The 23,947-nt window shown below is 72.4% G+C and carries 11 protein-coding genes and 3 pseudogenes; 3 read left to right on the top strand and 11 right to left on the bottom strand.

The genetic code is table 11. The features are described 5' to 3' along the window. The 8 genes and pseudogenes from E0F75_RS39875 to E0F75_RS40610 all read right to left on the bottom strand — a co-directional run. Window positions 1-698, bottom strand: a pseudogene (locus tag E0F75_RS39875) (hypothetical protein); the annotation flags it as partial. A gap of 352 nt (window positions 699-1,050) precedes the next feature. Then, complete coding sequence (locus E0F75_RS00600; protein WP_187620440.1) at window positions 1,051-2,367, bottom strand: Ig-like domain-containing protein; 1,317 nt, start codon at window positions 2,365-2,367, stop codon at window positions 1,051-1,053. 47 nt (window positions 2,368-2,414) lie between these two features. Next, window positions 2,415-3,509 (bottom strand): WD40 repeat domain-containing protein, encoded by a 1,095-nt coding sequence (locus E0F75_RS00595; protein ID WP_229312400.1) that lies wholly within the window; start codon window positions 3,507-3,509, stop codon window positions 2,415-2,417. Then, window positions 3,506-5,230 (bottom strand): hypothetical protein, encoded by a 1,725-nt coding sequence (locus E0F75_RS00590; RefSeq protein WP_187620439.1) that lies wholly within the window; start codon window positions 5,228-5,230, stop codon window positions 3,506-3,508. Before E0F75_RS00590 ends, E0F75_RS00595 begins: the two co-directional genes overlap by 4 nt. A gap of 2 nt (window positions 5,231-5,232) precedes the next feature. Further along, window positions 5,233-9,867 (bottom strand): hypothetical protein, encoded by a 4,635-nt coding sequence (locus E0F75_RS00585; protein WP_187620438.1) that lies wholly within the window; start codon window positions 9,865-9,867, stop codon window positions 5,233-5,235. Window positions 9,868-9,879: 12 nt separating this feature from the next. After that, window positions 9,880-13,413, bottom strand: a complete 3,534-nt coding sequence (locus E0F75_RS00580; RefSeq protein WP_187620437.1) for a hypothetical protein — start codon at window positions 13,411-13,413, stop codon at window positions 9,880-9,882. Then, a complete protein-coding gene (locus tag E0F75_RS00575) occupies window positions 13,410-16,076 on the bottom strand; it encodes a DUF6603 domain-containing protein (RefSeq protein ID WP_187620436.1) in 2,667 nt (888 codons plus the stop codon). Before E0F75_RS00575 ends, E0F75_RS00580 begins: the two co-directional genes overlap by 4 nt. A gap of 1,303 nt (window positions 16,077-17,379) precedes the next feature. After that, window positions 17,380-17,625, bottom strand: a pseudogene (locus tag E0F75_RS40610) (peptidoglycan-binding domain-containing protein); the annotation flags it as partial. A 486-nt stretch (window positions 17,626-18,111) separates the two neighbouring features. On the opposite strand from E0F75_RS40610, the gene E0F75_RS00570 reads away from it, so the two are divergent. Then, the gene (locus tag E0F75_RS00570) at window positions 18,112-19,332 is read left to right on the top strand and encodes a neprosin family prolyl endopeptidase (protein ID WP_187620435.1); all 1,221 of its coding nucleotides are present in this window, start codon (window positions 18,112-18,114) and stop codon (window positions 19,330-19,332) included. 763 nt (window positions 19,333-20,095) lie between these two features. Next, window positions 20,096-20,436 (top strand): annotated as a pseudogene (locus tag E0F75_RS00565) (SpoIIE family protein phosphatase); the annotation flags it as partial. Window positions 20,437-20,483: 47 nt separating this feature from the next. Here E0F75_RS00565 and E0F75_RS00560 read toward each other — a convergent pair. Both E0F75_RS00560 and E0F75_RS00555 read right to left on the bottom strand, forming a co-directional pair. Then, window positions 20,484-21,143 carry a hypothetical protein gene (locus E0F75_RS00560; RefSeq protein WP_229312399.1) on the bottom strand — a complete coding sequence of 220 codons (660 nt, stop codon included), beginning with the start codon at window positions 21,141-21,143 and terminating at the stop codon, window positions 20,484-20,486. A gap of 65 nt (window positions 21,144-21,208) precedes the next feature. Continuing rightward, complete coding sequence (locus E0F75_RS00555; RefSeq protein WP_187620434.1) at window positions 21,209-21,403, bottom strand: hypothetical protein; 195 nt, start codon at window positions 21,401-21,403, stop codon at window positions 21,209-21,211. A gap of 23 nt (window positions 21,404-21,426) precedes the next feature. Here E0F75_RS00555 and E0F75_RS00550 point away from each other — a divergent pair, with 23 nt between their 5' ends. Continuing rightward, window positions 21,427-22,155: a hypothetical protein gene (locus E0F75_RS00550; protein WP_229312398.1), complete on the top strand. Its 729-nt coding sequence runs from the start codon at window positions 21,427-21,429 to the stop codon at window positions 22,153-22,155. Window positions 22,156-22,212: 57 nt separating this feature from the next. Here E0F75_RS00550 and E0F75_RS00545 read toward each other — a convergent pair whose 3' ends face one another. Then, window positions 22,213-23,910 carry a hypothetical protein gene (locus E0F75_RS00545; protein WP_187620433.1) on the bottom strand — a complete coding sequence of 566 codons (1,698 nt, stop codon included), beginning with the start codon at window positions 23,908-23,910 and terminating at the stop codon, window positions 22,213-22,215. Between the last annotated feature and the right edge of the window lie 37 nt (window positions 23,911-23,947).

Below are 23,947 nucleotides of genomic sequence, written 5' to 3'. Positions count from 1 at the left end.
CCCCGCGCCTCCCCTCCGGGGTCTCCGACCCCGCCTCCGCCCCCTGCACCGCCGCCAGTGCCTTCGGCACCCGAGCCACCGAGACCGCCCTTCGCGCAGTTGGCCGGTGGCAGGACGAGCCCCTCCGCCCCGCGGCCTCCCGTACCGCCGATGCCTCCGTCGGCCCCTCGCCCTTCCGCCCCGCCCTGCGCGCGGTTGCCCGTCACCACCACATGGTCGAGAACGACCGTGCCGCCGGCGATGAGGAGGGAGCCGCCCTCGGCCGCGCCTCCTCCCCTCCCGCCGTACCCGGTCCGCCGGCCCCCCCCCACGCTCCCGGGGCCACCCGCGTCGCCGACGTCCCCACCGGTCAGACACAGGCCGCTGTCACCCTCTTGACCTGGCGATCCCGCCGTACCGCGCGCCCCGGCGGCACCGGCGACTCCCGCGCTTTCAAAGGCACCGAGGGCACGGCCGTTGGCGAGCGTCACGCCTCTGAGGGTCAACCGTCCGCCGTCGACGACGAAGTGGCGCGTGAGGCCCTGCCCGTTGAGGACGGCCTTGTGCCCGTTGGCGTCGATGACGACGCTGACGGACGCCGGGATGTCCACACTCCGTGACAGGGTCAGGGCCGGACAGTCGATGCCGAACAGCACCGTTCCGCCGCTCAGGACCGCCTGGCGAAACGCGTCCTCACTGCACGAGGTGAGTGTCGTCATGGAAGAAGCCCGGCCTAGGGGTAGACCGCCGGCGGCGGGCGCGCCGGGGCCCGTCCGCGGTGAAGATGTTCGGGCTGAAGTCGCCCGCCCGCGAGTTGACGGAGCGTACGCTGCCGACGGCAGCGGCAAGACTTGCGGACCGGAGTGCCGTTTCGTGACTCCCTGAGCACGGGCTCCCCGTGATCGGCGAATCCGTGACGGTGGACACCCATGTGCTCGCCGACACGACGCTGCGGTGGTGCGGTCGTCGGGTGTGCCCCGCGGTGTCGTGTCAGACGGAAACGTGTCTCCGGGCCTGCTCGGACAGCGGACTCCACCCTGCCGTTGTCCCCCGGTCCTGCCCTGTCGCTCCTCAGGGTGTGGGCGCGCCTCCACGGACGTGCAGCGTCGTCATGCTCGGGCGGTGCGCGTCGTCTCCTTCGTAGGCGACGACGATCTCCTGATCGCCCTTCGGCAGGGCCGCCGTGCGCAGCGTCGCCAGGCCCAGCTCGTCCAGGAGGACCGTGCCGAGGGATACCCCGTCCGCGGTGAAGGTGACCTTGCCCCGGGGCGGGGCTCCGCCCGGGACGGCCCGGGCGATGCGGACCGTGAGTGCCGCAAATCCAGCGGTCGCGGTCGCGGGGGAGCCCTTCGGGGTCGAGGAGTACGAGCGGGTGCCCGGCGGAGCGACGACGAGGGTGCCGTCGCGCGTGACCCGGAAGCCGCTGCACACGCCGTGCGCGGTCCGTGGCTGGTAGCCGCTCGCGGGAGCGAGGACGGCGGTCAGTTCGCGGGGGTTATGCGGCAGGCCGTCGAGGGCCGCGATGCCGACGAGGTCGCTGTCCGCTTCGGCGGCGCCGAGTGCCACGGGGAACCCGCTCACGACGAGGGTGCGTGTGCCGCGTCCGGTCAGGAAAGTGTCGCAGGACGGGTCGTAGTCGACGTTCCCGTCGGCATGGACGGTGTACGAGAAGTCGGCGGGTAGACCGGGTGCGGTGTGGAAGGTGTATCCGGCGGCCGGCAGCATCGTGAGCCGGTGCACGGTGTCCGGGGACAGGAAGGAGCCCATGCCCGCGTCCGGCACTCCGACGGGCAGCAGGCCGTGGGAGAGGGACCGGCCGTCGACCGTGACGGTGCGTCCCTGGATCGTGAGGGTGCTTCCGGTGGCCTCGGCGACACCGGCTTCCGCGGCCTTCAGAGCGAGCTGGACCTGTCCGTCGGGTGCGACGGAGAAGGCGAGGGCGCCGATGGAGGTGCCCGCCTCGACCAGCAGCCGGTAGGTCGCGGAGGGCAGCAGGAGCAACTCGTGGACGCGGTCCGAGGACAGCGGACCGGCGCCCGGCAGCTCCGGCGTGAGCGGGTGGTCCAGAGCTCTGGCATCGATGGTGACCGGCACCCCTCGCACGGTGAGGTGGTGTCCGCCGCGGCCGTCGAGGAACGCGTCGTGCTCGGGTGCGAAGTCGAGGGTTCCGTCCTCGCGTACGTCGAAGGTGACGGCGGCCGTCGTGCCGTCGCCCAGACGCAGCCGATAGCCCGTGCCCGCGGGTAGCGCCACCTGTGGCGGCGGTACGGCGGCCCCGTCGACGAGGCCGTCCCAGGGGCTGTTCCCGGCCCCGGCCCCGGAGCCGTCCCGGGAGACCGCGACGAGGGGGAACGTCAGCTGTGAGGTGTCGATGGTGATGGAAGGCATCGGCTCTCCCGAGAAAGGGCGAACGGGTCTGGGCGTCTGAAAGCTGCTCAGAACGGTGTGGTTCCCTGGATCTCCAGGCGCGGCACGGCCTCGATCCGGGTCGGCGTGCGGGCGGGCCGCAGCGGCACCCCGGTGATCCGCTCCCACCGCAGGATCCGCCGGTCCCAGCCGCCCGACAGGAGCTCGGACCCGTCCCGTGTCGTCGTCATGGCCCAGATGGGGTTCGCGTGTGCGGGCACGGCCGCACCGATGCGCTGCCCGGTCCGGTCCCAGCGGTGCAGAGTGCCGTTCGAGCAGGCCGCCGTGATCTCGCCGTCTCCTGTGAGCAGGACGCACCGCACCGGCGCCCCCGCCAAGAGCGGCGCCCCGACGGGCCGGTCCGCACCGCGGTCCCACCGGCGCACCGTGCCGTCCAGGCCTCCGGAGGCGAACTCCCGCCCGTCCGGGCCGATCGCGAGAGACTGCACCGGACCGTCGTGGCCGCGCAGCGGCTCGCCGACCGGCGTGCCGGCCGTACGGTTCCAGCGCCGTACGGTGCCGTCCTGGCCGGCCGTGACGACCAGGACGTCGTCGGGGGTGAGGGCGACCGCTCGCACCGCGCCGAAGTGGCCGCGCAGTGGTTCGCCGAGCGGGCTCCAGGTCGTCCGCTCCCAGCGGCGGACCGTGCCGTCCCGGGAAGCGGTGACCAGTTCGTGGCCGCCGTGGGTGCGGGCCAGGCCGAGGACCGGTGCCGCGTGGGCGGCGAAGCGTTCGGCGAAGGCCGCGCCGGTCGGCCGATCCCAGCGCCCCAGTGTGCCGTCGGCGCCTCCGGTGACGACCTCCAGGTCATCGGGCGTCAGCACCGTTCCCCAGATGGTCCGCTTGGCGTGCAGAGCGAACGGACCCGCCAGTTGCAGCCCGGTCAGCCTCTCCCAGCGGAACATCCCTCCGTAACAGTCCGTGCCGACGATCTCCGCGTCGTCGGAGGTCAGGGCGATCACCGACACATCCGTGCGGATGTCGAACCCGGACCCATCGATCCGGGACCCATCGACCCGGGACGCCTCGGTCCCGAACCGCGTGGTCCCGAGTGCGTCGGTTCCCGCGGCCTCGGTGCGGATCCGTCCCAGCCGGGGGAGCGGGCTGCCCCGCCCCGCAGTCACCGCTGCTCCTTCGGTGGTACGGCTCCGTCGAACGCGAGGGCGCTGGAGGCCTCGCCCCTCCCGGCACGCACACGGCGGCCTACCCACTGGAAGACCCGGCCGTCCTCACCGCGTGCCACCACCGGCACGCGGGTGACGGTCACTCCCGACCGGGGGATCTCCTCGTCGCGGAAAGACACCCGTTTCACCTCCGGCTCCAGGATCCGTCCGGCCGCCTTGACCTGCGGCAGCCGCGTACCGTTCGCCGCGAAGCGGGGAATCTGCCCGCGTCGCAGGCAGACGGCGGCCGATCCCGTCTCAAGGGGCACCGGCACGAGCGGGATCCAGTGCGCCGGCACGGGGGTGAGCAGTCGGTAGGCGAGCGCCGCCGGGTCGGTCGGTGGCACCTGCGGATCCGCGTCCGATGGCTCGTCGGCGCGTACCCGTGGTCTGCCGGTGGCGCTCTGCACGATCCGTTCGATCGCGAAGCCCAGATTGGCCATCTCGTCGCGGGCGAACAGCACCTCCTCGACGGCCGTGCCCTCCAGGCGGGCCGAAGCGGTCGGCAACAGCGGCAGCAACGGCGGCCCGGCCTTGCCGTCCTGGGCGTTCGTCAGCCGGAACACCGACCAGGCGTCGTGGTCGGCCGGCCCGACCACCGTGGTCTCCTCGAAGGTGTCGACGACCGTGAGCCTCGAGATCCGGTGGAGCGCACTCGTGGCCAGGTCCAGCGGGATCATCCAGTGGTCGTTGCCGTAGATGTTCGCGAACTCGACGACGAGGAGCCGGGCCAGGTCCGGCACCCCCGCCCCGACGGCGGGCAGGTTGACCCGCGCGTCCTCGAACTCCCACCAGCGGTCCGCCGGCATGCCCGGATACGTTACCCGGGTGGGCAGTACGCCCTTCGCCGTGCCACCGGTCGGCGCGGGCAGCGGGGTCGTACCGGCGTCGAGGTCGAAGTGGTACGCGTCGGCGGCGCCCCCGGTGAATTCGGGGGCCGTCAGTGTCACGGCCCGCCCGCCCGGCTCGGCCGTGACGGCGAACCGGTGCTCGAGCCGCTCCCGGGCCCAACTCGACGGCACCGGTGCCCCGTACCGATCGGCGAACCACTCCAGCCACAGCTCCGCTGCCTTGTCGAACGCGGTCTGCTGCGCTCCGGAGAGCCCCGGAGGCCGCCAGCCGTCGTCCAAGTGCCCGGCGAGCGCGACCCCGTCGGGCACCCTGCCCGCGAGCACCGTGCGCAACGCCCGCCCGCCGGGGTCGCGCCGGAGCGGATCCTCCTCCGGTTGCGCGGGCGGCCGGGGCAGCGGCGCCTTCGCCAGTACCGCGGCGTCGATCTGCTCCAGGACGGTGTCCGACAGGCTCATGGTGCGCAACGTGTCGAGGAAGCGCCGCCCGGCCCGGGCGGAGGCCCGCAGGGGCAGCGCCTTCGCGGTCTCGCCGGGCGCGCCCCCCGCCTCCGCGAGGAACTCCAGCGGAACCCCCTTCGGCAGGGGGATCTCCGCCCCTCCACCCGCCGGGCGGAACGCGCCGAGCGGAGTGCTCTCGGTGGCGATCTCGCACCACACCGGCGAGCCGCCGTCCTCGCCCGCGAACTCCGCCAGCTGCCACTGCCGGGCGAGCATGAACAACGGATCGGCCACCCGGGCGGCCAGTGACTCGTCGAGCTGTCCGCCGGTGCCGCTCGGCCGTACCACCGGTTCCAGGCGGTGGTACTGGTTGAAGGCCATGACGTCGAACATCGTCAGGACTCCTTCTTGATCAGTTGCTTCATCACGTCGGCCAGGTCCGGCCGTTTCATGATGTCGAGCAGGTGCACCGAGGGCTGCGTCCCCATCGCCCCCTCAGGCAGATACGCGGCCGGCAGGTAACGCCCCAGCCAGCCCAGCGCGTCCAGGTCCACGAGCCGTAGTTTCGCCAGGTCGAACGCCTCGTCGGCGGTGGCGGCCAGCACGTCCGGAGTCCACGGCACCCCGACCACCGGCGGTACCGCGACCAGCACCGCCTGCGGAGCCCGCGCCCCGGGCGCGTCGTAGTGGAACGTGGCGCCCGCGGTGTGCCGCTGAGCAGGGATCAGCTCCGCCCACGCGTCGACGACGAGCACGGCGGCCTTGCCCGTTCCGAGCGGCTGCGCCGGGCCGTGCACCAGCAGACCGGTGGCCGGTTTGTCCTCGTCGGTGGGTTTGCGCAGGGCGCCCACCCAGCGGTCGCCCGGCGTGAAGGGCACCTGCCCGATCCGCAGGGCGTAGCCGGTACCCGTCGCCGCGGCACCGGTGTGCAGCAGCAGATCCGCCAGGGCGCCGGTACCCGGCCGCACCGAGCCCATCAGCTCCGCCCAGTCGCCCGGCACCAGCCGGGTGTCGCCGCCGCGGTCGAGCCCCGGGCCGAACGAGGCGTCCAGCGCACCGGTGGCGGGCGCGGCCGACCGGCCCACGGCCCGGAAGCCGGGTCCGAACACCGCCTCCAGGACCTCGGCCGCGGCCCCCGGTCCGCCCTCGGCCGTCTCCTGCTCGGCGAGCCGGATCCGCTCCTTCGCCTCGCGCAGGGCGGCGGCCAGCTGGTCGGCCTGCTCGTCGGCCGGCCCGGTCGGCGGCCCGGTCACCCCGTAGGCGGCGAGGCCCTCCAGGTCCGCCGCGCCCACAGCCGCCCGCAGGCCGGCCAGGGCCTTCTGCGCGCGGTCCGAGAACTCCGGGTCCGCGGCCGGCGGAGGCGGATCGTCCGCGGGTGTCAGGTCGGCTGTGGTGCCGGGCCGGGCGGCCGCGAGCACGGCCGCGACCGTCGCACCGAGCACCTCCAGCTGGGTGATGTCCACGGTGGTACGGGTCCAGCCCGAGGCCCGGCCGGGGAGCAGTACGGGGACAGCGTCGTCGGGCACGGTCGACGGCTGCTGCGGCAGGAGCGCCTGTTCCAGCACGGTCCGCAGCCGGCCTGCGGCGGCGAGCGCCACCACGTCCAGGGCGCAGTGCCGGGTGAGTGGCCATGTGTGCTCGGTGACCGTGGCCGTGCCCGTCCCGGCCTCCTGGCCGGGCCGCAGCCACGCGGCGCGCAGCCTGATCCGGGGGGCGGCACCGAGTTGGTGGCCGGCCCAGGTGTCGAGCAGGGGTTCGGCCTCGGCCCTCGGCCGGGCGGTCTGCTGGGCGCCGTCCCAGCCCGCCGCGCGGGGCGAGCCCTCCGGGACCACGACGAGGACCCGGTGGTTCACCGGGATGCCGCGCCGCGGCGTGTCGAGCACCTGGGGCCGTGGCGGCGGCGGCCCGCCCGCGGCGAGGGAATCCAGCGTGGCACCGGCGCGGTCCGGATTGCCCTGGGTCAGCTGGTGGACGCTCTCGGCGAGCAGCAGGTCCCCGACGGCGTCGAGGTCGTCGCGGAGCGCGGTCAGGTGGCGCCGTACGGCCCCTTCCTCGTCGGGGGTCATCGCCGGGCCCCCCGAGTTCGCTCGCAGGTGCGTGACGACCTCGCTCACGGGTACCCCGGCGAGCCGTGCGCCGTCCGTGACGTCGTGGGCACCGATGAACTCCTGCGCTCCCGCGGCGGGGTGCTGAACGCTCTGCACCGACCACTTGGCCCGCAGGGGAGCGATGAACCGGTCCAACTCCAGGGGTGCGTCGGACAGTTCACGTTCGTCGTGCAGCCGCCGTTCGAGCCGGTAGCCGAGCAGGGCCCCCAGCGGCTGGCCCTGGGCGACACCGTCGAGGACGGCCATGGCGACCCGCATCCGCCGTGAGGACAGGTCGACCGCGAAGGCGCCGGCGTCGGCCGGGTGCGACAGGTTGCCGCTGTGCAGCACGGCCGCGGTGGCGGCCTGCGGCAGCGAGGGCGCGAGCACCCATCCCCGGCTGCGCGGCACGCTCACGGGCGTCAGGTTCTCCACCCAGCCGTACGCGCCCAGTGCCACCCCGGTCGGGCGGCGGTCCGGCCGGCGCAGCGCGTGGAGGCGGGCGGTGGCGAGGGAGCCGATCCAGGCGTCGAGCCGGTGGGAGACGAGATCGAGGCACTCGCCGAGCAGCCGCTCCATGGCGGCGAAGGGATCCTCCTTACGGCCCTGCCAGGTCTTCACCCGGCCGGCCAGGTACTGCAGCGCGGCGTCGATCTCCGCCAGGCGCACGCTCCAGGGCCGCTCCGTGCCCAGCAGGCCGAGTACCCCGTTGCGCCGGGTCGCCGCCTCGAAGACCTGCCCGGCCATGGAGGAACGAGCGTCGAGGATGGTCCGGTACACGGTCGAGCCACGATCGGTCCCGCCGTCCGCGACGGTCGTGGGCGCGGACAGCGCCATGATCTTGCCCAGGGTGAAGGGGCGGGCGAGCAGCTTGGCGCTGGTGAGGGTGTTCAGCTCGTGCGTGGGGTTGAGCAGGGCGTCGGCGAACCGCAGCCGGGGCCACAGCGCGTCCGGGTCGCGGACTCCGGACGCGGCCCGCCCGTACTCCAGGTTCGCGGTGTGCCGCAGCAGCGCCTCCAGGAGGGTGCGCGCCTCCTCCTTGCGGATGGTGAGTCTGAGCAGTTCGAAGCGCTCGACGACGCCGTTCAGGAACCCGATCAGGTCGTCCGCCGGGTCGGTGCCTTCGGGCAGCGTCGCCGGACGGACGTACGGCAGCCACAGCCGGGTGGCCGCGCCGTTGATCTGGTGGCCGATCTTCGGCCGATAGCCGATGCCGAGCGCCGCGTTGAGGGCCTGGGAGTGCCGGTCCTCCGGGGTGTCGCCGACGCAGTACCCGGTGCCGCCGAAGCTGATGCCGCTCATGCTGAGCGAGGCGTCCTTGAAACAGGCCATGAGCCCGCCCTGGATGGAACGCACCGACACCGTCCGCGACACCGGCGCCATCCCGAGGGCGCGCAGCACGTCACGTTCCGGCTTGGGCAGCGCGAGGGTCTCTCCGGGCTGGTCGGGGCCGCCGACCCGGGGCAGGGTGCCGACACCGACCTCCCAGAACGGGCGCAGCACGCCGAGGACGCGGTGCAGCCCCTTCAGACCCGACGGCTCGTGCCCGTCGGACTGCCATCGCGCTGTGGCGGTGACCGGCAACACCCCGTACGGCTGCCTGCCGACCCGCAGCACAGGGAGCGGCCCCCGGGCCCGTACGTTCTCGTAGTAGTGGCGGCGCAGCCAGGACCGGTCGACGGTGAGCTCCGTACCTCCTCGGTCCTTCTCCAGGAGTTCGTCGAGGTAGAAATCCCCGGTGGCGCTCCACAGGGCCATCTGCAGGGCGCGCGCGTCGGCCTGCTCCGGCTCGTCGGCCCCGGGCAGGGCCGTGAGCGCGGACACCGGAATGCCGAACGCGGCCGCGAGGCGGGAGCAGTTCGCCCACTCGTCGGGCGCCGCGGCGGGGCCGGAGGCACCGAGCAGCCGGTCCACGTCCGGGGACGGCGGTGCGGAACCGGCCTCGTCCCGGGTGTTGTTGGTCGCCGTTCCCTGCCGTACGAACGCCGCCTCGCCGTCCCCGTCCCGGTCGGCGAGCAGCCGGGTGAGCCGTCCCGCCGAGGCCTCGGGGCCGAGGGAGCCGGACACTCCGAAGGCGACCACTCGGGTGAGCAGCGGTTCCCTGGCCGGGTCGTAACCGTCCCGGTCCAGCGCTACGGTGACGGCGAGCCCCTTCTTCTCCGCCTCGGAGAAGGTCGTCAGCCAGCGCAGCTCCGGGTCGAGGTGCGGTTCGCCCTCCGCGGGCGTCGCGTCCGGGTCGGGCCCGACCTGCACGACGTCCGGAACCGGGTCGCCCTCCTTCTCACCGACCAGCACCTCGCCCTGGTACGCCCGTACGACGAAGAGGTCCGGCAGGGTCGAGGCGGTCGCCGCCCGGTTCCACCCGCGCCCGCGGACCGGGACCTCGGGCCAGGACGGCTCCGGATCCGGAGCGGAGTCGGGCAGCGGCGACGGCGGCCGGGTGTCCGAGACGGGGGTGAGCAGCCGTACGAGCCAGCGGGCCCGCTGCCCACCGACGGCGCCCGACAGCTGTCCCCAGGCGGCGAGGAGCAGCCGGGCCCGGTCCCCGTCCGCGTTGTCGCTGCGGCCGGCCCGCCACACCGTCCGCCAGTAGCGGCGGCCCTGCTGCACCTCGCCCGCGGTGGGGTGCGGCTCGTGCGACTCGACATGGATGTCGTCGGGGAAGATCCGAACGAGCAGTTTGTCCTGGCCGCCGTCCCGCCGCACCCGGGTCTCCAGCCGCACGGGCAGGAGCACCAGGGGTACTTCGGGATCCAGGCCGGCGAGCAGCGGCGCGAACCCCCTCCCGGCGAAGGTGCGCACGCCCTCGTCCAGGGCGCCCCGGGCCGTGCCGAGGCGGGTGAAGGCGGCCTGCCGGTCGGTGGCGGTGGCCCGGGCACCGAGGAGCGCACGGTGCTCCTCGGCCTCGGCCACGGCCCGGCGCAGTGCGCCGAGATCGGTCATGTGTCGTTCTCCTCAGGGGGACAGGAGGCGTGCGGCCGGCAGGACGACCCTGACGGGCTGCTGGAAACACTGGCGGGCGGTCCCGGCGGCGCTCGCGCCCCACACGAGACCGTCGTGGGCGACGTTGGTCCGCAGGCTCCCCGGGGCGTGGGTCGCGGCCAGATAGGCCGCCTTGGAGTCGAAGAGATGACTCCAGTCGAGGTTGTTCCAGTCGTCCGCCGTACTGGGGGTGTTGGGCGGCGCGGTGTAGGGGCGGCCCCAGACCCCGGGCGCCGGAGGGTCGGTGAGCGCGTTGTCCGGCGGGTCGTCGAGCCCGAACCGGGGCTCGGTCGGCTGCTCCGCGATCACGAAGCACCAGGGCGAGGCGAGGAGTTCGGTCTTGGTGAGATCGAAACCGATCATGGCCGTGTCGGGATCCAGGCCGCCCCGGAAGATCGGATGGCGGGCGGCGGCTTCGTTCGGTTCGGTACCGAGCAGCGGAGCAGCGTAGATGATCGCACCGGGGTAGCGGCGCAGCAGGGCGCTGCGCAGCACCAGGACCACCCGGTCGGGCGGGGCGGTCAGATGCGTCCCGAGGGCCAGGTCGCGCTGCCACGTGTGCAGGGGCGGCAGATCCTTCGCCTGCCCCCAGAACGACGCGAAGTACGTGCCGCGCTGGTCGGTCGGGTACTCGCGCCAGCGCAGCTCGCGCGCGAACTCGTGGTTGGCCCCGGCCATGTACGCGGCGACGAAGGGGGCGTTGGTGAGCGCGAGCACCGCCGTGTCGGCCGGAATGTGCTGGAGACCGGCGAACATCCACTCGTTGGACTGCGCCGACAGCGGCGGCCACATGGGGTCGTGGAAGACCGGGGCCCACTGCACGGGAACCTCCGGATCGGTGCCCGCGGGACGTTCGACGAGGGTGTCGACGACGGCGGGCACGGTGACCGCGGGGTCCGTCAGATCCACGATCTTCTGCTGGGTCTGCGAGGCCGCGAAAGGGTCCCGTGCCGGGATCGGCGGTGCGTGCGACGGCCCGAGCACCCGGTCGTGCGCCTGGACCAGCATGTCCCTGACGTCCTCGGGACGGGTGTCGAGCACGGCCGGGGCGGGCAGCAGATCGCCCTGCTTCGCCAGCGGTCCCGGGTGGGTGAAGACGCCGAGGCCGAGGCTTCCGGTCGTGTGCCACGTGTCGACAAGGTTCTTGAGGCCGTCGGCCGTCCACGGTTCCTGCTCGGGGCCGGGTCCCTCGCCGGTGACCCGCAGCTCGCCGGAGCAGTCCGCCCACCAGAGCTCGGTGGTCGGATCGGCGTTGCACCAGTCCCAGCTGCCCGGGCAACCGCCCCGGAACGTGCCGTGGTGGTCGGCGGACTGCCAGGTGCCGGTGAAGACGCCGTCGGAGCTGATGTTCTCCGGGCTCCAAGAGCCGGTGCACACGCCGCGCCAGGTACCGTGCTCCGCTCCGGACTCCCAGGTGCCGGTGTACAGGGCGATCCAGGTGGGGTCGCCGCCGTCCTGCCCGGGGGCGTTGCTCCATGTGCCCTCGTAGACGCCCTTCCAGGCGCCCGACCGACCGGCGCCCATGTCCCAGCTGCCGGCGCACTTCCCCCGCCATGCGCCCGCGGGATCGCCCGCCTCCTCCCCGTCCCAGAGCCCGTCGAACGCGCCGGTGAACCGGCCCGGGGCCGAGGCGGCGGCGTTCGCCTCGGAGAGCAGGCCCAGTCCGGCCGGACCGCTCCGGCCGCTGGGGAAGACCAGATCGCCGTGCGAGGTGACCTTCGTCGATGTCAGGAAGCCCTCGGGGACGGCGACCTCGGGCAGAGCCGAGAGCCGGAAGGCACGGTTGAGCGAGACCGCGGCGAGCGGGCGGGTGGCGGCGAGCTGCTCGGTGGTGACCGCGCGCTGCACGGAGCGCCGGGCCGCCTCGGTCGCCACCTGCCGCCAGGCGTCCGGTGCCCCGTCCTCGGGCGCGAAGACCTCGCGTACCGCGGCGAGCCGCTCCGGGGCCACGACCCGCTCGGGTGCGACCGCGAACGCCACCGCACCGTCCGGGTCCCGCCGGGGCACGGCGAGGCTGGTGGGGGAACCGGCGACGGAGGCGAGCACGGTGGCGAACGGCGGCTCCGGAGCGTTCGCCGCCCGCCCGGCGATCAGCCCCACCCGCCGGCTGAGCACGCCCATCGGGCGCACCGCGCGGTGGAACTCCACGGTGGCCATGGCGTTCGGCAGCAGACTCGCCCGGATCGACGACCACAGCGTGGTGTCCGCGGTCAGCGCGAGACGGCTCTGCAGGGGAGTGGCCAGCCGCAGGACCTCGTCCGCGGAGAGCGGCCGTACGTGCCGCAGATGCAGTCGGCCGCCGACCAGCCGGGCGAACCGGGCCAGGTCGAGCAGCCGGTTGGCGGCCCGTACGTCGGCGAGCTGCCGCCACGCCGAGGCCATGAGCGGCTCCTGGTCGGCCTGCACGGCCCGGGCACCGAGCCCGGCGGCCACCCTCCAACGAGGATCGAGGTTCAGGGTGTCGAGCCAGCCCGAGGACGCCGGGACCGCCCCTTTCCGCAGTGCGTGGAAGCCGCCGTACAGCGGGGGCAGGACGTCGGGGTCCTCGTCACCCGTGCCGTCCCCCACCGGCACCAGCGCCTTCGCGAGCCGCTGCTGCCACTCGGCGCTCGGCTCGCCGACCGGCCACGGGTCGCGCGCCGGGGCGTTCGGGTCGCGCAGGGCGCTCTCCACCTCCTGGACGACGGGCCCGGGACCGGTCGCGAAGAGCCCGGGGCGGCTCACGTCGAGCGGCCGCCGGCCGGCCTTCGGCGGCAGCGGGCGGGCCCGCAGCCGGTCGGCCAGCGTCTCGAAGTCGCCGCCCTCGCCGGCGGAGAACGTCCAGGAGAAGTAGACCGGCAGTTCGCAGCGGGCCCCCGGAGTCCAGGCGGGCGCGAGATTCCCGCCGGTGACGTCCTTGCCGAGCCCGGCCAGCCGCCCCACCTCGAAGGAGGGGACCAGACAGGCGGTGTAGGCGGTGTGCGCCAGCAGCCGGCGAGGAGCGAGCAGCCGGGAGACCGACCGGCGGGGGTCGGTCTCGTGCCCCGGGAGGGTCTGTGCGTGGGCCCACAGGTGCAGTGAGGCCGGATCGGGCAGTTCGGTCCCGTCGACCCGCAGCACGGGCAGGTGGATGCCTGGCTCCCGCTGCGGCCGGCCCGCCGCGAACGGTACGCAGACCAGGGCGAGCCAGGGCCGCAGGGCGCCCGTCGGTCCCGGTGCCAACGGGGTGAACAACCAGGGCAGTTCGGCCCGTTCGAACTCCAGCATCGGGAACTTGGTGGTCTCCGCGTCCGGTGTGCCGGGCAGCGGGAAGAGCCGCACGATCTCCTTGTGATCGATCGCCCGCACATCGCCGGGCCCGTACAGCCGCAGCGGCGGGACCGGAACCGGTTGCGCGGGACGGCCGTTCACCGACGCGGTGGCCGCGAGCGAGCCCCGCACGGGCAGTGTGTTGACCAGGGTGTCGGGGTCGGCGAGTGAGGCGGCGGCCCCGGCCCGCTCCCAGGACGCGAAGGTGTATGTGGTCATGGGCTCACCTCGTGTGCGGGCACGACCTGGTGCAGCGCGGACCGGCCCGACACGGTCTTCAGCTGGGCTGTGGCTTCGGTGAAGGTGGCGGTCCGGAGGAATCCACCGGCCTCCTTGAGGGTGCCGGCGTGCACGACCGCGTACGTCCGGGACTTCAGGACCGACGTGATCGGCGGAGTCACGTACCGGCTGCGCAGTTCGTGAACGAGGCTCCGGCCGACCGCCCCCCAGGGCAGTGCGGCTGTGAGGGCGGCATCGGTGATCACCCAGCGCGCGCCCGGGGTGAGGACGGTGCCGCCGAGCCACTTGGTCTCGTACTCCACCGGCACCGAGTATCGGGGGGCGGTCGCCGAGGACGCGGGAGGGGTCAGTTCACTGCCCGAGCGCAGCCGCTCGAAGGCGGGCTGGGTCAGCTTCTCGTCGTCGGTGAGATCGAAGAAGTCGGCCCGGGCGAAGTCCTCCTCGACGGGCTTCACGACGCCCGCCCCGGCAGAGAATCCGACCGTCACGCCGAACGTGGTCGGCGCGGGGAGCCGGCCCGGTCCGAACCGGACCACCGCCGTGTCCAGGGGAACCGTGCGCTGGCTGAAGCGGAGCCGGCCGAGCGGGTGCAGCAGCCGTCCTCCGGCGTCGTCGGAACGCAGCGACACCATCGTGCGCGCCCCCTCCGGGAGGACCGGCTCCCAGCTCCGGGCGTCCTTCAGCGCCAGCTCGAGGAGTCGGCCGACGTCCGGCGGCGGCGGGGCCTTTGCCTCGCCGGTGCAGTTCCAGCGTTCGTTGAAGGGGAAGCTGACGTCGAAGAACAGGAAGGACACGCTGGCCCGGCCGGCGACGTTCCAGCAGGGCGTCGGCCCCTCCACGTGGACGCGCAGCCCGACCGAGCACAGCGTCTCCCCGGCGAAGCGCAGCGCGAAGGAGCCGCCGAGGTCGAGCATCACACCGAAACTGGGCTCCCAGCGCACCAAGGCGTCGAAGGAGAGCCGCCCGGACACACCGGTGCTGCGGGAACCGATGACGGCGGAGAGCTCGGCGCCCGCCTGGACGGTGCCCGGGGTGAGGGCGAAGTAGCCGGTGAAGACGATCCGCAGCAGCGGGCTGTCCGCGATCGGGATCGTGAGGCGCTTCGGCGTCGGGAACCCCGCCGGCGGGGTGAACCGGGGGTGGAAGCCGCCGGCGCTCAGGATGAAGGTCGCGTCCTGCCCGCTCTTGGCGCGCAGCGCGAGACCGCCGTCGATCGAGGAGGTCAGCAGCCGGGAACCCGCCAGGCTGGCATTGATCTCGACCAGCCCGTTCGCGGCGTCGACGACACCCGCGACCGAGGCCCGCAGATCGAGGATCGGAGCCTGCGGGGCGGGCAGCGCGACCCTGAGCCGGCCGAGGATTCCCACCACACCGCTGGGCAGCTCCAGGACCACGCCCACGTCGGCGGTGAGGAAGGAGACCGGACGGCCCCAGCCGAGCCGGAACATGGGCCCCACGACCGTGCTTCCCGGACGGGCGGGGAACACCGCACCCAGCGAGGCCAGGATGCGCGGCGCCGCGGCAGCCGCGTCCGCGGGGAAGAGCAGGTCGTCCAGGTGACCGGACTGGACGACCTCGGCGAGGCCCGCCCGGTCGAGCGCGCGGCCGATGCCGAGAAGACCACCGACGGCGTTCAACGTGAAGGCGAGGCCCAGCTCGATGGCCGGAGTGAACTCGGCGCTCATCGCGACCAGGACCGACACCGGACGGGTGTCCAGGATCCCGAAGGCCTGCACCTCGACGACGCCGAGGCTGAGCGACAGCGCCCCCCGGTACTGGCCGTCGTGCTCGGCGAGGAACCCGCTCCCCTTGGCGGGGCCGACGGCGAGGGTGAGCCCGAGACCCTTCGGCGGCACCAGAGCCGCCGTGTACCCCGAGGCCGCCGGGCGGACCTCCAGACCCGCGCCGTCCACTGCCGCGTCCGCGAGACCGAGCAGCGACGCCCGGAAGGACGCGTCGAGCCGCAGTCCGCCGTTCTGGGCGGACACGTACAGGGAAGGCGCGCGCACCCCGGAGGGCGCCCCGCTCAGCGGGACCGCGATACCCCTGCCGCTGCCGCCGCCGTCCAGGCGCAGTCCCCCCTTGCCGAGCGTGGCGCCCAGTCGGCCCTTGAGGACGAGGCCGCCGGGGACGAGGAGCTTCAGCAGCGCGTGGTCGGTCAGCGCGAAGTCGACACCGTCGGCCCGGAAGGTCAGCGAGGAGGTGTCGGGCGCGGAGGACGGCAGGGAGAGTACGAGACTGACCCCGTCGCGTACGGCCAGGCCGGGTACGAGAGGGAGTGCGCCGGTGAGGACGAGGGAAAGGTCGATCTTCGGGGGCAGGACCCCGACGAGGGGGTTCTCCACGCCACCCGGCCCAGCGGTGAGGACCTGGTCGATGGCCAGCGCCCATCCCGGCGGGGACTGTCTGACGGCCGTCCGCAGCAGGTCGACGAGGACCGGCCAGACGTCGCCCGGGGCCGCCACGTGCGGCAGGGCGAACCGTACGAGCAGCGCGTCCGCCGTCAGCGCGTCACTGGGCAGCCCGAGCGCCTGCGCGAGCCGCTTTCTGCGGTCGGCCGGGGACAGGCCGGAGAGGAGCGGGAGCACCGGGTCGAGCCCCGCGCGGAGCTCGGCCGCCAACTGCGGCAGTGGGCTTGCCATCAGCGGGCCGGGGGGAGATGGGGGACGTTCATCTGATCGGCACCGTTCTCCGCCCACGGGTCACCGGGTGACTCTGGAACCGAGGCGGATGGGGATCGGGAACACCCCGGACGCTATCCCCGCCCGAGGACCGGCGCGCGGCCACGAATCGCGGGACGCCCCCGGTCCGGTGCGGAATTCACCCGACCAGCAGAGGCCTGCCCCGGACCGTCGTCGGCGTGACGCCGTTTTCGCGGCGTTGGCCGACGGCAACGCCTGAACAGGCGCTCCTGGTCGCCGAGGTGGCCCGGGAACGGTCCGGATCTTGCGGGGGACCGCGAAGGCCAGATCAGACCCAGATACTTGGCCAATGCCGGGACCAGGACTCGGCGCGATGGGAAGCGGCTACTGAAGACGGTGCCGCCAGGCCGATCGCGAGATCCCCTTCAGTGCCAGAGCAGACGACGGTGAAGCAGCTCTGCCAGTGCTCCCTCGGCATCCTCCTCGCACAGGCCACCGGCCTCGACCAGTCCATGAGTGAGACGCCCGATGTCGAGCGGCCGCACGTGCCACTGGCGGGGCCAGGTGGTACAGCGCGGGCAGCCTTCCGAGCATCTCCTGATAGACCTCCAGTGAGTCGTCGGGGAGGCCGTAGAGAATGTTGTGGTGGATCGCCAGACGGTGGACGTATCCCGCCTTCAGCAGAGAGACGTTGTCGATGCCGCGGCACACCTTTGCGCATGGATCGCAGGACGGGTGACGCGAACGACTCGATTCCGGGCTGGACCCGCCACGTAGCCGGCATCGACGAGGGCGCGAACCCGCTCCGGTGGATGGTTCGCCCTGATCTCGCTGTGGAGCGAGAACTTCGGCTGCTGCTCGCTGAGTCGGGGAAGCGAGTCCGTGTAGTAGACCTTCGGCATGACGTGAGAGCAGATCATCGTCGACCTTGCCCTCGCCGTTCTCGGGGGTGGTGACCGGGCCTCGTGGCCAGGTCACCTCGCCGACCGGAGGTGGGTGCTCGAACTGGCGATCATGACCGGGATGGGTCGGCCCGGCAGCCGGAGGTGGCTCATCTGCTCCACCCCGCCGCTGATCTCCAAGGTCCGGAGGTCGGTGTCGACCGTGTCCCATGGGCGTTCCGGTGTACTCGAAGACCGCGCCCGTGCCGTGACGCTGGTAGTGCCGGTTCCCCGACGCGGCGAGCTGACTGGCCGCCGGGTTGCCGTCGAGCTGCTGGCAATGGAGGCTGCGCGCCCGGCTCTTGTCGCTCGCCGTCGGCACGCGCCTCAGCGTGTCGGTTCTGAACGTGGGCCACAGGACGTCATGCTGCATGCCGATTCCGGCCGCGTGCCGCAGGCCGATGCCAACGTGAAGCGGTTCTTGTCCCAGGCGCATTGCCGTTGAGGGCGTCGTAGAGGGGTGCTCCGGTCGCGCGGAGGACAGGGGCACGCATCAGCCCGCAGCGGGACTTCGGCATCTCCGCACGCGTACGGTCGTCGAAGACACCTGTCGGCGTGAGCCCGCTGTGCTCCTGGAACCACGCCAGGACCAGTGCGGTGATGTCGTCGAGGCGCCCGCTTCGTAGGAGCGCGCGGGGATGTACCCGAGCTCAACCAGGAATAGCTGGACGTATTCGAAGCCGTCCTGTCTCTGACCCGGTCTGGTGGTGCCGACGCCGGCAACGGTGCGCCTCGAGTCGGTCTTGTGCGGTCCCACGGCGGACTCCTCCGATGTCGAGGGGAATCGAATCGAGTCCTGCAGGAACGGGGCACACTTTCAGTCTCCAGCGGGACAACACTCCCTGCAATCGGGTGCATGCGCGCGGGAGGGCAACCCCGCGCGGGCCCGGGGAAATGCGCGTACGGTGAAGAAGGGGCACAAGTGAGACTCCGCCGCTGACGGCCGACCTCCCCGTACCGATTCCTCTCCGCCGCACCGAACCCATGCCGGTGCTCTGTCCCAGGGCCACCGCTCCCTTGCGTCGCATTCGCCCGCGGAGGCGTACGGCCGCCGGCCTTCGGCCGCCAAGGCCTCGGCCACGAAGGAGAGCACGATGGAATCGGGCAGGATCGAGCGGAACCCCGACGTGCCGGAGACGCCACCACTACACCCCCGATCGGGCCGTGAACTGGAACACGACGCGGTCGAGCGACTGGACGAGATCCGGCAGTACTTCAAGGACCAGTACGCGGAGCGCAACGTCGTCGCCCGCACGACGACCGAGTCCGGCGACGCGCTCGACTGGGTCCCCGTCGAGTCCCAGGGCGAACCGCCCTACATCGAGGCAGCGAGCCGCCCCTACGACCCCGACCGCCCGTCCTCGCCCCAGCCCTTCGAAGCGGGCGAGTCGCGCGACGAGACCGGACCTCCCGGCACCGTCCCGATGCTGCGCAAGCCGCTGGACCGCATCACCCCGGTCGGAACCCTGCAGGACTACCTGTCGAAGGGGATCTACGCGAAGCGGTCCACGCCGCCCGACGACCCCGGCCTCGCCCTGCCGCGCGCCGCCACCGCCGTGCACAAATACGCCCACGCCGCCCAGGGCGTGACCAACTTCGGCACCGAAGGCTTCATCAACACGTGGCGGCCTTACGTCCAGTGGTCCAACGAGTTCTCCCTGGGGCAGCTGTGGGAGGTAAGGGGATCGGGCGCCGGGACCGATCTGCAGACCGTCGAAGTGGGCGTGCAGACCTACTACGACCTCTACGGCGACTGGTATCCGCACCTGTTCATCTTCTACACCACCAACAACTACACGCAGATGGGCAACTTCATCGGCGGCTACAACCGGGACGTGAAGGGCTGGGAGCAGCTGTCGAGCACGGTCTACCCGGGCATCCGCATGACGGAGAGCGTCTACGCGGGTAACCAGTACGACCTCGCCATCAAGGTCATGCTGTACCTGAACAAGTGGTGGATCCGGATCGGCAACGAATGGATGGGCGGCTACCCCACCAGCCTGTTCAACGCCACGGGACTGCGAGACCAAGCGGCTTCCATCGACTGGGGCGGCGAGATCGTCGACGACGTCGCCAACCACCCCGAGGCCACGTACACCTGGATGGGCAGCGGGCGCTTCCCGTCCGAGGGCTGGAGCCGCGCGGCCTACATGCGCAACCTGACCTACCAGTCCGACGCGGCCGGCACGATGAAGCCGGTGGTGGGCTACCCCTATGTGACGAACCCGAACGCCTACCAGATCTCCACCGACTTCACCGGCACGTCAACCTGGGGATCGCACTTCTACTGGGGAGGCCCGGGTGGAGTCGAGTGACGTCCCGGCGCGGGACGACCGTCCGGAGGTCATCCCCTCCGAGGTCGATCCGGACGTCGAGTGCGTCCGGGTCGACCGAACGGACGACCGCGCCGGACCGCCGTCCCCCGATCTCCCGGAAGAAGGGGCAGGGCCCCCGTCGGCGCCGGCCGTGGAGGGCAGAAGGCTCTGCCCCGAGGGCTATCTACCGCGGCGACGGCACCGCAATTACACCCTGGACGGCAAACGAGTCGTCAGCGACTCCCCGCCGATCCCCAACCCTGACGACCCGCCCGTTCGGCGGCCAAGGCCACGGTGATGGATCAGGCGATCGAGCCGGGTGGCCGGGTCGGCATAGAGTTCCTGTCCGGTCGATCGGTGTGTCCGCCGCTCCGGTGTGCGAGGCGCTTGCCTGCCTCGAGATGGACGGCCTGGTCGTCAAGCGTCGCTCTCGGGCCACCTCAACACCGAACTGCTGGAGCGGCGAGGGGCGGAGGAGCTCTTCGATATGCGGCTCTGTCTGGAGCCGCAGGCCGAGCTCCGGCCGTTGCGCAGGCCGGCGATGCGGCGGCCGTCGGTATCACCTGGGGGCGTACCGTTGAGACCGACTCGATCAGGCGAGGCCCTCGCGGTCCTGTCCACCTGTGGCGCCCCGCAGGCACGTCAGGACGGAGCCACCCGGGCCGGCCGGGTCAGGCGCCGCTCTCTGCTTCGCGGCCGAACTCTGCGACGTGCGGTCCGGCGGGGCGCCGGCCGAGGTCCTGCGCGGAGTACGGCCGGACTGACTGGCAGTTGCCTTGCTTCCCGCTATCTGCCGGCGGCGGAGACGGCCGGTGGACGGCGACTGGTACGACGCGATTCCGCTGCCTGGGAGCCGGGTCGCGCTGGTCGTCGGTGACGTGATGGGCCACTCGGTGACCGCGGCGGCGATCATGGGCGAACTGCGTACCACGGCGCAGACGCTGGGCGGCCGCGCCGAGGTGCTGCGGGTGCCTCTGGATGCCCCGATCGGGGTGGGTGGGGTGGACTTCGAGGCGGTCAGACGCTCCTCCTGGCGCGACCCTCCTGCTCTACACGGTTGACCCACGTACGGAGGGGAGGCCGTGTGGTTTGAGATCGACCTGGCCAATCGTTGGCCGTGAGGTACGGAGGCAGTCGCCTGCGGTGGAGGTCTACTCAAAGCCGTGCGAGGCCGACGACCACGGGCACGCGCCTCTTGTTCTACCGGCCGCGCGACGCTCCTCGGGGTCGCGGTGTCCCCCGGGGAACACCGCGGGAGCTACAACCGGCCGCGAGCCCCGGTTGCGGTTGGCGAAAGGGATCTTCCCGTGGGCCGCGGTGAACTCTGCGATCAGTTCGCCCTCGGCGTCGGCGGGGGGTTGGTCTGCCGTGATACGCCAGCAGACCAGGAGCCCCTCGGAGTCGGCAAGCTGCCAGATGTACCCGCCGCCGCTGTGGCCTGCGTTGCGCCCTTGGCCCTCACGGCGGTAGGCGTTCAGTCGCTTGCGCAGACCATGGCGGCCTGCGGCTTTCCCGATGTACACCACTGAGGCCCCTGGTACCCAGGAGCTTTTCAGGGTGGCGACCGTGGTGGAGGGGTCGAGCCCCTTGTGTCGGCCGGCGGGGTTGCGCTCGAAGAAGACCGGCGCCGAGTCGGCTGTGCGCAGCACCACGTAGATGCCCTTCTCGGCGGGGACGGCGCTGTGCGGGAGGCCGGCGAACGGCACGAAGCCAGTGAAGCCGCGCTCGGTCAGCACCCCACGGCTCAGGGGCGCGATGCGACTCGCCGAGGCTGCGGCAGGGTCCAGCTCGGCGGGGTCAGGCGTGATCATGTATCCACCTCCAGGCGGAGAGGCCGCTCGCGGCGGCGTGGACCTGATCGGCTCAGGTCGGGAGCTCAGGTCGGGAACGGCGTGGGGGAGCGGGCGATGATGTCGGGCGTCAGGGCGGCGGCGTCCTCCGCGAGGCATGGGTGGGCGGCGGCGACGGCGCGGATGAGCTTAGGGAGGGGGGTGGGCTGGGGAGCGGCGACGGCGGAGGTGGAGTTTTCTTCGCCGGCAGGCGCCAGGCTACGGGCCAGCGCTCGCGGCACACCGCCTCGGTGAGGACCAGTTCGTGGGCGTCGACATCGACCCGTACCTCGTCACCTCCGCCCAGAGGCGGCTCGATGAGGCAGGGCTCCACCCGCAGCTGCACGTCGCGGACGCCACCGACGGCCTGCCGGTCGCCACCGGGGAGGTCGACCGGATCGTCGCGATGGTGGCCGTCCGGACGATCCCCACGAGCCGGCTCGACGCCCTGCCCGTCGGCGGTCGACTGGTGACCACGATCGCCGGCACCTCGCTCCTGGTGACGGCTGAGAAGGATGCCGACGGCGGCGCCTCCGGCCGGGTCGAGTGGGACCGGGCCGGGTTCATGCGGGCCCGCCACGGCGCCGACTATGAAACGTTGCTCGACTCCCTGCTCCTGCTGGCCATGACCGCCGCCGAGGGCGAGGAAGTGATGACGGACCCGTACCCGGTCGTGGACGTCGAGCAGGCATGGGACCTCGCCTCGATGCTCGGCCTCACGACCCCAGGGATCGTCCACCGGTACAGCGAGGCCGGCGGCCGCCGGATCGCGGTCATGGTCCAGCCGGACGGCTCCTGGGCCCGCGCGGAAGGCGTCGGCGCCGAGCGGCCGACCGTCCACCAGGCCGGACCGCAGCAGCTGTGGGGCGCCCTCGACGCGGTCCGTACGGACTGGCTCGCCCGTGGCGAACTGCCTGTGCGGGGAGCTCGGGTGATCGTCCGTCCGGACGGCCGGACGATCCTCGTCCGGGGCGGCTGGAACACCCACACCTAAGACGTCCTGGCCGTGCCCCTGGCCAAGGGGCACGGCTGCCCTGAGCGGTGGCTGTCCTCAGGTGACGTTCCAGTCGTAGAGGATCTCGTACACGCCTCCGAACTGCTCGACTCGTTGGGTGAGCTGGGTGCCCACGAAGGGATGCCTGGCGAAGTGGTCCGGATCGTTGACCGTGAGGGTGAGCGGGATGGGGGTGAACGACTCGTCCGCCAGGCCCGATCGGATCCTTTCGTTGACCGCGTCGAAGACGGCCCCGGCCAGTGCGCCGATCGCGCTCGAGATGAGGGCCCCGGTGACGACCCTTCCCGCCGACTCGACGGCACTCACGATGGCCGACCGGATCTCCTTGCCGAAGGCGGCGTACAGGGCGTCGAACCCGTCCCTGAGGTCGCCGTTGTCGTGCTCGATGAGGACCAGGGTGGTGGTGTACGAGCGCGGCCAGGGGCCGTCCTCGTCGAGGTCGAACTCCATGAGCACGTGGGGGTGATCGCGCCAGCGGTCCCGTACGTCGTCATCCGAGACGTCCCCGACCTCGGCGCCGTGCAGGACGGGGGCGCTGTACGTGCCGTCCGGCTGCACGCGGACCGACGACGAGTCGACACCGAGCGCGGACATGTACACCTCGTCGCTGGCCCCTTGGAGCACGTCGTCCGTCGACTCCTTCTCGATGAAGTACCTGAGCCGGAACTGGACGGACCGGTGGTTCCAGTACGTGGTCCAGACGTGGCTGTCGTACCCCACGACGAAGAGGTCGAGGTGAGCCGGGCGGCGGGAGACGGCCGCGATGTGCTGGGCCTTGTCGAAGACGGCCTGTCCCGGCACCGGGAACCACTCCGGGGCCCAGCCTGCCGCGTCGACCCAGTACGTCGTCCAGATGTGGTTGTCGTTCCCCATGACGTACAGGTCCATGTGCGACGCGGTACGCGTCGCCGGGGTGATGCTCCGGCCACTCCCGAACACAGCCTGGCCCGGCACAGGCGACCAGTCGGGGCGCCAGCCGGAGTCGGCGCTCCAGGAACTGGTCCAGACATGGTCGTCGTACCCCATGACGAACAGGTCGAGCCGCCCGCTGTGACGCGAGAGTGCGGACACGGACTGCGCAGCGAAGAGGGCGGCACCGGGGGTCGGCAGCCAGTCGGCGTGCCAGCCGTTGTCGGCGGACCAGAACTGCGTCCAGATGCGGCTGTCGTACCCGTGGACGAACAGGTCGAGATGGTCGCGGTCGCGGGAGACCGCGGCGACGGCCTGCTTCTCGAAGACCGCGGCACCGGGGAGCGCGAACCAGTCGCCGCTCCAGCCGTTGTCGGCGCTCCAGAACTGCGTCCAGACGCGGCTGTCGTATCCGACGACGAACAGGTCGAGATGGCGGTCGTCGCGGGAGACCGCGGCGACGGGCTGCTTGTCGAAGGTCGCAGCGCCCGGGACCGTGAACCAGTCCCCGTTCCAGCCGTTGTCGGCGCTCCAGAACTGCGTCCAGACACGGCTGTCGTACCCGACGACGAACAGGTCGAGATGGCCGTCGTCGCGGGAGACGACGGAGACCGACTGCTTGTCGAAGACGGCGGCGCCCGGCAGCGGGAACCAGTCGCTGTGCCAGCCGGCCTGGTTCCAGAACTGGGTCCAGACGCGGCTGTCGTACCCGACGGTGAACAGATCGACCTGGCCCTCGGAGCGGGACACCGAAGTGACCTGCCCACCCGGGTCGAAGACGGCCGTGCCCGGCACCGTGAACCACTCGGCGTTCCACTTACTCATGAGAGATCACTCCTTGCGGGGTGCGCCGAGACCGAGG

The sequence above is a fragment of the Streptomyces sp. CB02980 genome (assembly GCF_014451325.2).
Classification (GTDB): domain Bacteria; phylum Actinomycetota; class Actinomycetes; order Streptomycetales; family Streptomycetaceae; genus Streptomyces.
Note: the sequence above shows the minus strand (reverse complement) of the source record. Positions and strands in the feature narration are given on the sequence as shown.

What these genes read in the sequence shown, in the direction of transcription:
- E0F75_RS00600 (WP_187620440.1), bottom strand. Translation starts at nt 2,367, where the DNA reads ATGCCTTCCATCACCATCGACACCTCACAGCTGACGTTCCCCCTCGTC.
- E0F75_RS00590 (WP_187620439.1), bottom strand. Translation starts at nt 5,230, where the DNA reads ATGTTCGACGTCATGGCCTTCAACCAGTACCACCGCCTGGAACCGGTG.
- E0F75_RS00585 (WP_187620438.1), bottom strand. Translation starts at nt 9,867, where the DNA reads ATGACCGATCTCGGCGCACTGCGCCGGGCCGTGGCCGAGGCCGAGGAG.
- E0F75_RS00580 (WP_187620437.1), bottom strand. Translation starts at nt 13,413, where the DNA reads ATGACCACATACACCTTCGCGTCCTGGGAGCGGGCCGGGGCCGCCGCC.
- E0F75_RS00575 (WP_187620436.1), bottom strand. Translation starts at nt 16,076, where the DNA reads ATGGCAAGCCCACTGCCGCAGTTGGCGGCCGAGCTCCGCGCGGGGCTC.
- E0F75_RS00570 (WP_187620435.1), top strand. Translation starts at nt 18,112, where the DNA reads ATGGAATCGGGCAGGATCGAGCGGAACCCCGACGTGCCGGAGACGCCA.
- E0F75_RS00560 (WP_229312399.1), bottom strand. Translation starts at nt 21,143, where the DNA reads ATGATCACGCCTGACCCCGCCGAGCTGGACCCTGCCGCAGCCTCGGCG.
- E0F75_RS00545 (WP_187620433.1), bottom strand. Translation starts at nt 23,910, where the DNA reads ATGAGTAAGTGGAACGCCGAGTGGTTCACGGTGCCGGGCACGGCCGTC.